Raw genomic sequence first — 9575 nt, 5'->3', positions numbered from 1 at the left:
CCAGTATTAAGTTGCACTTTGGTAACTTTCTACAAAATCATACAAATTAAAACAAAACCGTACAGCAATAATAAACAGTTGAAATTAAAATGTTATTTATTAATTACTTGGTAAGCATTTCTTACTCTCAACTATTAAGTAGTTATAGCTTAATAAATTGCATTTCAGATACACTCGAAAATAAACTCAATGGGCTATTTTATAATTTTTTACAGATTAAAAATGCCAACAATTAACAACGCACTTTTTATTTAAGGTAAGCCAGATGATCAAAACACCTTGTTTTACTAAATTTAATTTAATTAGTATTACGTTTTTGCTTTTATTAGCCGGTTGCTCAGAAAGCGAAGTCACCACACAAAAACAAAATAAACCGCGTCCAGTGAAACTTATAACCCTAGGTGATGAGTCGCAATCAAAAACGCTCACCTACCCCGCCACTATCGACACTATAAATAGCTCAAAACTGGCTTTTCAGGTTAGCGGAAAGCTACAAGAGCTCAACGTTATTGCCGCACAAAACGTAAAAAAAGGCGATGTAATAGCCGTATTGGAACAACGAAACTTTATTAATGAGGTTAAGTCGAGCAAAGTACAGTTTGAAACCGCCAACAATGATTACCAACGTGGTTTAAAGCTCGCTAAAGATGGGGTTATTTCACAACGAGATATAGAGCAACTAAAATCTAAAAAAGAAGTAGCAGAATCACAGTATGACTCGGCGCAAAAAGCACTATCTGACAGTAAAATTATAGCGCCTTACGATGCCATTGTTGCTGAGGTGCCAGTAAAGCAGCTTGAAAACATAAGCGCGGGTCAACATGTTGTTACTTTATTTGGTAAAGGCGAAATGGAAGCGGTGGTAAATATTCCCGCTTCAATTGTGGCCACGGTTGACTCTAAGCAAAACAATGTAGCGTCAGTTATTTTACAAGATGTATCGACTCCCCCCATTCCAGCAACATTTAGACGTGCCAATTTAGAAGCTGACTCTGCGAGTCAAACCTATGAAGTGCGATTTGCATTTGCTGTACCAAATAACCTTAATATATTGCCAGGTATGAATGCCAGTTTAAAACTTACACGTGAAGCCAGCTCAGCATCCACTCGTTTATTAGTGCCAACCTTTGCTATTTTTGAACAAAATGGTGAACACTTTGTATGGACGGTTGACGATCAAACTATGCAAGCTTCTAAAACTCCCGTTACTATTGAAAATGGCATTGGAGAACAACTCATTGTCACTGACGGTTTAAGTGCTGGCGATGTAATTGTTGGTGCAGGTGCAAACTATGTAACTGAGGGGATGAAAGTACGTCCTTGGACTAAAGCATAGGAGCGCGGTAATGGATTTAGCAAAATGGACAATCAATAATAAATTAATTAGCACCATACTCATTATTTTAACGCTAGGGTTTGGTTTTTCATCCTATAAAAATATGGCGCGGTTTGAAGACCCCGAATTTATAATTCGCACCGCGCAAGTGTTTGTCTCGTACTCAGGAGCAAGCCCGCTAGAAGTTGCAAAAGAAGTAACTGAGCCGCTTGAACGTGCAATTCAAGAACTACAAGAAGTTGATACTATATCATCCACCTCATCTACAGGTTTATCTGAAATTAAAGTAGAGATTAAATCAGAGTTTTCTCCGACTAAATCTGAGTTGCAAGTTATTTGGACTAAGCTCAGAAACAAAATAAATGACACACGTCCAACATTACCGCCTGGTACTGGCACGCCACAAGTTTATGACGATTTTGGTGATGTGTATGGCTTGAGCTATTTAATAACCGCCGAAGGATACTCACCCGACGAGTTACATGCCTACGCTAAAGATTTGCAAAGTGACATTTTACAAGTAGAGGGCGTAGCCAAAGTTGCTATGACAGGCGTGCAGCAAGAAGGCATATTTGTAGAAATAGCTCGTGAAGAGTTAGCCTCTTTAGGCGTGTCTATTAATAATATTTACGGCATTTTAGATGAGCAAAACGCTGTATTGAGCGCTGGTAACACTCAAATTGGCGATCAACGTATTTTTATCGACCCTACAGGAGAAATAAACTCCGTTGATACCATTAAAAATCTATTGGTTAGTGCCAGCGGTGAAGGTAAAACAATTTATCTTAAAGATATTGCCAATGTATACCGTGGCTTTCAAAGTCCAGCAACCAAGTTAGTCCGTTATAACTCTAAACCTGCAATTTCACTTGGGGTCGCCAGTGTATTGGGTGCTAATGTGGTTAAAGTATTTGACCGCGTTGATGACAAAGTAAAACAAACTGAAAACCTCAGGCCGCTGGGTATCACAGTGCATGAGTTTTACCACCAAGGTAAAGTAGTACAAGATTCAGTCGACAACTTTGTAGTGAATGTTTTAGTCGCACTGGTGATCGTAATGGTTACCCTGCTGCTATTTATGGGTTTGCGCTCAGGAATTATTATTGGCGCCGTATTACTACTAACCATTTTTGCGACCCTTGCAACCATGGATTTGAGCGGTATACCCATGCATCGAATTTCTCTTGGTGCGCTGATTATCGCGTTAGGAATGATGGTTGATAACGCCATAGTTGTGACCGAAGGGATTTTAGTTGGTACACAAAAAGGCCGTAAAAAGTTAGAAATTGCTAGCGAAGTCGTCAAGCAAACTAAATGGCCACTACTGGGTGGTACCTTGGTAGGCATTGTTGCCTTTGCGCCTATTGGTCTTGCCCCAGGTGATACCGCTGAATTTACCGGCCATTTATTCTGGGTTATTTTAATTTCTCTATTATACAGCTGGTTATTTGCCATTACCCTAACCCCCTTATTTTGTTATTGCTTGTTTAAAGAGCAAGATAGCGACACCTCAGGCTCAGCAAAACCAAATAAACTCATGGCGTTATATCAGTCTGTTGTGGTTTCGGCATTGCATCACCGCTGGCTTAGTATTGCCATTGTGGTTGCCACTTTTAGTGTGTCTATGTGGGGATTTCAATTTGTAAAATCAGGTTTTTTCCCAGCTTCTACTACACCGCAAATGGTGGTTGATTTTTGGCTACCACAAGGTACCGATATTGAAAAAACCAAAAAAGATATGCTCAAGTTAGAGGAATTTGTAAAGCAACAAAATGGCGTTGAAGGTATACAAACGCTTATTGGTGGCGGCGGGCTTCGCTACATGCTTATTTATGGTAGTGAGTCACCAAATAGTTCTTATGGGCAAATTTTAGCTAAAGTCGATGACTACAAAAAGCTAGATCAACTTTTACCTACCGTACAAAATTACATTGACGATAACTTTGTCGATGCTCAAGGCAAAGCATGGCGCTTTGTAATGGGCCCTGGTGGGGGCTCTAAAATAGAAGCCACATTTAAAGGGCCCGACCCAGATGTATTAAGAGAGCTAGCTGCACAAGCAAAAGGAATATTAATTGATGATGGCGGCGCTCTATCAATTAAAGATACATGGCGACAACGCATTAGTGTTATTGAGCCACAGTATTCTGCCATTAATGCGCAGCGCGCTGGTGTAACGCGTAAAGCGGTTGCTGAAGCCTTACAGCAAAATTTTTCGGGGCAAGTTGTTGGACAGTATCGTGAAGGTGAAGAGCTCATTCCTATTATTGTTAGAGCACCACAATCGGAACGTGTCGACATAAACGATATTGGCAACATTCAAGTGCAAAGCAATATCACTGGTGAAACATTGCCATTAGCGCAAGTAACCAATGGGTTTAAAACCGTCTGGCGCGATGGTATTTTGAAACGCGAAGACCGCGAATGGACCATAAAAGCTCAAGCCGATCCACTGCCGGGTGAACTAGCCTCAGAGTTATTTAATCGCGTTAAACCTAAAATAGAGGCCATTGACCTTCCTCAAGGGTATCGACTTGAATGGGATGGCGAATACGGACAATCGAAAGAGTCTAATGAAATGCTGGCCTCAACTATTCCACTGGGCTTTTTAGCCATGGTACTGATTGTTATTGTGTTATTTAACGCTTTAAAACAACCAATTATTATTTGGCTTGTTGTGCCATTAGCCTTAATTGGTGTTGTGTTTGGGCTGGTAACCACACAAATACCACTAGAGTTTATGGGTATATTAGGGTTACTTTCGCTCTCTGGTTTGTTGATTAAAAATGCCATTGTATTGGTAGATCAAATGGATATGGAAATTCGCCAAGGAAAGCCCGCTTATAATGCCATTATAGACTCGGCAAATAGTCGGGTAAGACCTGTAATGATGGGCACACTGACCACTGTACTAGGGGTTATTCCCTTGTATTTTGATGCATTTTTCCAATCAATGTCCGTGGTTTTAGTATTTGGATTACTGTTTGCTACCCTGCTGACTTTAATCGTAATACCTGTGCTGTACGCTATTTTTATGAATGTTAAACAAGACGAACAGGCAACTAATTAAACGCCAACAAAAAATATGGCCATGCTTAATAGGTAAGTCATGGCCACTTTATAAGCTTTGAACAGAATAGTTCATATAATTAACCACTATTCAACTTTTAAAAAAACTGCATATACTACACGCCTTTTCAAACCTTTTATGATGCTAAAAACTCGCTCAAAAACGGTTGTTATTTTTCCAAAGAAACATCTTAACTTTAGTATTTTATAAATTTAAATTAGATTTGCAGTGGATACTTTGTTAAGGCATTAATTATCACTTTAAGTTCTAGCTTTAGCGATTAACATAGTCGGAGTTTTATTATATAGTGGGGTTAAGAATTCATTGCATAGTAATGCTTTAAGATTCATTCATTAAATTAACTATTCAAATTTATCAAATAAATAACATATCAAGTGCAGTCTATGTGTCTTCTATTTAGTCATACAAATAATAAATGTAAAAACAGCTTTTTTTCAAATCAAAATTTTAAAAACGAGGCATTCTCATGTTATCAAAACGTATAATTCCTTGTTTAGATGTAAAAGATGGACAGGTCGTTAAAGGGGTTAAATTTAAGGGCCACGAAGTGGTTGGCGATGTACTTACCCTTGCAAAAGCTTACAGTGAAGCGGGCGCCGATGAGCTGGTATTTTACGAGATCAGTGCAAGCGTTGAAAAACGCTTACTCGATGTTAATTGGGTTGAAAACATTGCCCGCCATATCGATATTCCATTTTGTGTAGCCGGTGGTATTAAGTCGGTAGCCGATGCTGCTCGCGTACTTGAACGTGGCGCAGATAAAATCAGTATTAATAGCCCTGCAATTGCGCGTCCAGAGCTAATTAAAGAGCTACATGATGAGTTTGGCAAGCAGTGTGTGGTTGTTGGCATTGACAGCTTTTTTGATGAAACAACAGGTGAATATCTAGTTTATCAGCTTACTGGCGATCCTAATGCGTCAAGCCGCACCCGTTATAAAACCGAAGAATGGGTTAAACGCGTACAAGACTTAGGTGCGGGCGAAATCGTTTTAAATTGTATGAACCAAGATGGTGTTCGCAACGGTTACGACAACGAGCAACTAAGCAAAATACGCCAGCTGTGTGATATTCCTTTAATCGCCTCTGGTGGTGCAGGCAGCATGCAAGATTTTGTTGATGTATTTCAACAAAGCCAAGTAGATGGTGCACTCGCAGCCAGTGTTTTTCACAAAAACGTGATCAACATCGGCGAACTAAAACAATTTTTAATCGATAACCAAGTGGCAGCAAGACTATGCAAGTAACCTTAGAAAACCAAACTCAAGTTGATTTCGCTAAAAGCGAGATGATCCCTGCCATTGTTCAAGATGCCCGCTCTGGTGTAATTTTAATGCAAGGCTTTATGAACAGCGAAGCGCTTAAAGTAACACTTGAAAGTAATAAAGTGACTTTTTATTCGCGCTCTAAATCGCGTTTATGGACCAAAGGCGAGTCATCAGAAAACTTTTTAAACGTGGTATCGGTGCATACCGATTGCGATTACGACTCTATACTTGTACTTGCAAACCCAGAAGGCCCAACCTGTCATTTAGGCACACAAAGCTGTTTTGGTGATGCTGCAAAACCAAGCTTAAGCTTTTTAGCGCAACTTGAAGATGTCATTGTTGCTCGTAAAAATGATGATCCAGCTAAAAGCTACACCGCGTCACTGTTTGCAGAAGACTTAAGCCGTAGCTGTCAAAAAGTAGGTGAAGAAGGTGTGGAAGTGGCGCTTGCGGCAATGAAACACGACAACAATGAGCTTACTAACGAGTCAGCTGATTTGTTATATCACCTTGTTGTATTATTACAGCGCCAAGGGTTAGAACTGACTGATGTTGTTGCTTGCCTTCAAGGTCGTCATAAGTAAACTCAACGATTACTGTGTGCGCCATTATTTGGCGCACATCGTTATAAAAAGCCATAATTTTTCTTTTTAATTCAGCCTCTCAATAGCATTTATTCTCTCCCTTAGGTATCCTTGATAGCAATTACAAAAGGATAGCGCACTATGAAAACTTATCTAACGCTTATACTCACGGGTCTTGTTTTATCTGGCTGTAGCAGTTTAACCAGCGAACAAAAAGCCAAATTAGACAGCTTAACGCCCTGTGAAAAAATGGATGGCTTAATAACCGAATACGATAATCGCTTTGAAGCGTTAAAAGATACTAAAGTAAAAACACCTTATTTAGATGTGTGGAGTGCAAAGTACAACGTGTTTGGCGATAACTGCCAAGTGACTAGCTTTAACAAGCAAACTGTGACCTACCGTTGCCAAGAAAGCTACACAGATCAACAACAAGCCGTTGCTATGCATCAACAAGCGGTTGAACTCACTCGCCAGTGTTTAACTAAAACAAATAACTGGTTAGAAACGCAAAAAGAGTCAGAAACGTCGCTGCGAACTACCTTTGTACTTGATGACAAGTCACCGGTTATTTCTGTTTATACCAGCAAAACGTTATCAAAAATTAAAACTTGGTCGACCTCTTTAGAAGTAGGAAAGCCCGTCGCCACTAAATAATGACGAGAGAATGTATGCGCCAAACACCCAGTAAACAATCCACTCATTTAAAAACAGACTGTATTGGTGAATGTTATAGAATGAATGGCTACTGCACTGGGTGCGGGCGCACTACCGACGAAATATTCGACTGGATTATTTTAACCGACGAACAAAAGCAAGCAATATTGACCTCCCCTCGCGAAGACACCAAAAAAGACTAGCTTAAATTTATCAACCGTTAAGGCGCATTACGTTGTGATGGGTCACGCTTAAAATCTTTGCTTAATTGCTTAGGATCTAACGCTTCACGTTGTTTGCTTGCGCCCTCAGCCCACCACATTAATTGATTAAAGGTGCGCGAAAAATAGCTATCCCACGCTGTTTGCTCTGCCGCATTGTTTGCTTCACCACTTTCAATAAATACGTCTTGCGCTTTTGGTACATGGATCATTGCTGATACCGGCAAACAGCCCAGTTCACTCAAAAAGCTGCGCATGCCAACAGCAGCGCGTACGCCGCCCCATTGTCCTGCAGAATAGGTAACAATCGCGCTAGGTTTATAGCCAAATAAAGAACTACCAAAGTGGTTTAGCAAATTAGCGAGTGCTGGGCTCATAGAATGATTATATTCAGGGCTCACCATAACAAAGCCATCGCTGGCTTTAATTTTTGCCGCTAAATCATCAAGCTGTTTAGGTACCTCAGCCTGCGAATAGGCAAAGTGCGGTTTAAACACTGAGTCTAAATCGTAATCGAGCGGATCAATAAGCTCTATTTCATGCTCAGAGTAATGCTCAAGTAAACAACGCTCACATGCTTTTGCTACCCTTTCCCCTAAACGCGCAGGCTTAGGTGGGGTACTTTTTCTAACCGAACCGAGAAAAATTAATAACTTCATATAACGGCACTCCTTTTTGATTACAAAAATAAATACCTCAAAAAAGCTTGAGGTATTTACCGTACGGTTTAAGCTTTATCGAGTGCTTGGCTTACATCGGCAATAATATCGTCAATGTTTTCAATACCCACCGATAAACGAATTAAATCGCGGCTAACACCAGCATTAGCCAGTTCTTCATCATTTAGTTGGCGGTGCGTAGTAGATGCTGGATGACACGCCAGCGATTTAGCATCACCAATATTAACCAAACGTAAAATCATGTTCAGGGCATCAATAAAGCGCGTACCAGCTTCTAGGCCACCGGCAATACCAAAACTTAAAATACCTGACGCCTTACCATTGGTAATTTTTTGGCTCATTTCGTTATACGGGCTTGATTTTAATCCCGCGTAATTAACCCAAAGCACCTTAGGGTGGCTCTCTAAATATTCAGCAATTTTTTGCGCGTTTTCGCAGTGACGATCCATTCTTAGCCCTAACGTTTCAAGGCCAATTAAAATATCTGATGCGTTTTTAGGCGCAAGCGCCGCACCGGTATTTCTAAGTGGTACAACACGGCAACGACCAATAAACGCCGCCTCAGCAAACGCATCGGTATACACTACATTATGGTACGACGGATCAGGCTCATTCATCATAGCAAAACGGGTGGCATTGGCTTTCCAGTCAAACTTGCCCGAATCAACAATCATACCGCCAATCGCGGTTCCATGGCCGTTAATATATTTAGTGAGTGAGTGCACCACAATATCGGCACCTAACTCAAATGGCCGGCATAAATACGGTGTAGCCACAGTGTTATCTACAATTAAAGGTACTCCTTTACTGTGGGCAATTTTCGCAAGGCGAGCAATATCGACAATATTCCCTGCAGGGTTACCAATTGATTCGCAAAAAACCGCACGGGTGTTTTTATCAATGGCGTTTTCAAAGCCGTCAAAATCATCGGCTTTAATCATTCGCGCTTCTATACCTTGGCGCGGCAAGCTGTGAGCAAATAAGTTATAAGTACCGCCATACACTTGGCTAGTGCTTACAATATTAGTACCCACTTCACATAAACATTGAATCGCATAGGTAATCGCCGCCATACCCGAGGCTACAGCCAACGCACCAATGCCGCCTTCCATCGCGGCAATACGCTGCTCAAGTACCGCATTGGTCGGGTTCATTATGCGGGTATAAATATTACCCGGCACTTTTAAATCAAATAAATCAGCGCCATGCTGGGTATTATCAAAGGTGTACGAAGAGGTGTTATAAATTGGCACCGCCGCCGATTTAGTGGTGGCTTCAGATTCATAACCATGGTGCAACGCTAAAGACTCAAGTTTCATAATTTATTCCTTCAATATAGTTACATCTAACCTAGCATTTAATGGTTACAAAATGCACATGAAATATACTAAAGAATATTGAAGGAAATAGATTTAACGCTATATCTAGCTAAGTGTTCAAACTACTGTCGCTCATATATTCAAGAAAATGAGCCAAGCGCGCATATTACTCCTCTAAGTATTTATTAAACACAATAAAAACTTAGTGATAGTAATATGTTAGGTAATTTGTAAAAACTATATGTAAAAGAAAATGATCGCAGCGCTGGTATGAATATGCGCGATGAGCGCACTATTAAATTGTTGAACTAAGCCGCTACGCGGAGATCCTATTCTTATCATTTGAGCCACACTTACCTTGGGGTTATCCCATAACTTGGAGGTAAGTCATGAATACACTCATTGAACAAGTCAAAACTG

At 40.4% G+C, this 9575-nt stretch carries 8 protein-coding genes; 6 read left to right on the top strand and 2 right to left on the bottom strand.

Features of this window, described 5'->3' with window-relative positions; genetic code table 11:
* Positions 1-265 precede the first annotated feature (265 nt).
* From BW139_RS17825 to BW139_RS17800, 6 genes are all read left to right on the top strand, one after another.
* A complete protein-coding gene (locus tag BW139_RS17825) occupies positions 266-1336 on the top strand; it encodes an efflux RND transporter periplasmic adaptor subunit (protein ID WP_076920547.1) in 1071 nt (356 codons plus the stop codon).
* A 10-nt stretch (positions 1337-1346) separates the two neighbouring features.
* On the top strand, positions 1347-4406 hold the full coding sequence (locus BW139_RS17820; RefSeq protein WP_076920546.1) for an efflux RND transporter permease subunit: 3060 nt from the start codon (positions 1347-1349) through the stop codon (positions 4404-4406).
* 487 nt (positions 4407-4893) lie between these two features.
* The gene (gene hisF / locus BW139_RS17815; protein WP_055012039.1) at positions 4894-5673 is read left to right on the top strand and encodes an imidazole glycerol phosphate synthase subunit HisF; all 780 of its coding nucleotides are present in this window, start codon (positions 4894-4896) and stop codon (positions 5671-5673) included.
* On the top strand, positions 5664-6278 hold the full coding sequence (hisIE, locus tag BW139_RS17810; RefSeq protein ID WP_008112594.1) for a bifunctional phosphoribosyl-AMP cyclohydrolase/phosphoribosyl-ATP diphosphatase HisIE: 615 nt from the start codon (positions 5664-5666) through the stop codon (positions 6276-6278). Before hisF ends, hisIE begins: the two co-directional genes overlap by 10 nt.
* Before the next feature lie 141 nt (positions 6279-6419).
* The gene (locus BW139_RS17805) at positions 6420-6935 is read left to right on the top strand and encodes a hypothetical protein (protein ID WP_076920545.1); all 516 of its coding nucleotides are present in this window, start codon (positions 6420-6422) and stop codon (positions 6933-6935) included.
* 14 nt (positions 6936-6949) lie between these two features.
* Positions 6950-7138, top strand: coding sequence for a DUF1289 domain-containing protein (locus BW139_RS17800; RefSeq protein WP_076920544.1), 189 nt, complete (start codon positions 6950-6952; stop codon positions 7136-7138).
* A gap of 17 nt (positions 7139-7155) precedes the next feature.
* Here the strand turns inward: BW139_RS17800 and BW139_RS17795 are convergent, their stop codons facing one another.
* Both BW139_RS17795 and BW139_RS17790 read right to left on the bottom strand, forming a co-directional pair.
* The gene (locus BW139_RS17795; RefSeq protein ID WP_076920543.1) at positions 7156-7815 is read right to left on the bottom strand and encodes an NADPH-dependent FMN reductase; all 660 of its coding nucleotides are present in this window, start codon (positions 7813-7815) and stop codon (positions 7156-7158) included.
* Positions 7816-7883: 68 nt separating this feature from the next.
* Positions 7884-9155 (bottom strand): O-acetylhomoserine aminocarboxypropyltransferase/cysteine synthase family protein, encoded by a 1272-nt coding sequence (locus tag BW139_RS17790; protein ID WP_076920542.1) that lies wholly within the window; start codon positions 9153-9155, stop codon positions 7884-7886.
* Between the last annotated feature and the right edge of the window lie 420 nt (positions 9156-9575).

The organism is Pseudoalteromonas sp. SK18 (assembly GCF_001974855.1).
Lineage (GTDB): Bacteria > Pseudomonadota > Gammaproteobacteria > Enterobacterales > Alteromonadaceae > Pseudoalteromonas.
This window is presented reverse-complemented; position numbering and strand designations above follow the sequence as displayed.

Bases quoted from the DNA above. Each gene is read 5' to 3' on its own strand.
- BW139_RS17825 (WP_076920547.1), top strand. From the start codon at position 266: ATGATCAAAACACCTTGTTTTACTAAATTTAATTTAATTAGTATTACG.
- BW139_RS17820 (WP_076920546.1), top strand. From the start codon at position 1,347: ATGGATTTAGCAAAATGGACAATCAATAATAAATTAATTAGCACCATA.
- hisF (WP_055012039.1), top strand. From the start codon at position 4,894: ATGTTATCAAAACGTATAATTCCTTGTTTAGATGTAAAAGATGGACAG.
- hisIE (WP_008112594.1), top strand. From the start codon at position 5,664: ATGCAAGTAACCTTAGAAAACCAAACTCAAGTTGATTTCGCTAAAAGC.
- BW139_RS17805 (WP_076920545.1), top strand. From the start codon at position 6,420: ATGAAAACTTATCTAACGCTTATACTCACGGGTCTTGTTTTATCTGGC.
- BW139_RS17800 (WP_076920544.1), top strand. From the start codon at position 6,950: ATGCGCCAAACACCCAGTAAACAATCCACTCATTTAAAAACAGACTGT.
- BW139_RS17795 (WP_076920543.1), bottom strand. From the start codon at position 7,815: ATGAAGTTATTAATTTTTCTCGGTTCGGTTAGAAAAAGTACCCCACCT.
- BW139_RS17790 (WP_076920542.1), bottom strand. From the start codon at position 9,155: ATGAAACTTGAGTCTTTAGCGTTGCACCATGGTTATGAATCTGAAGCC.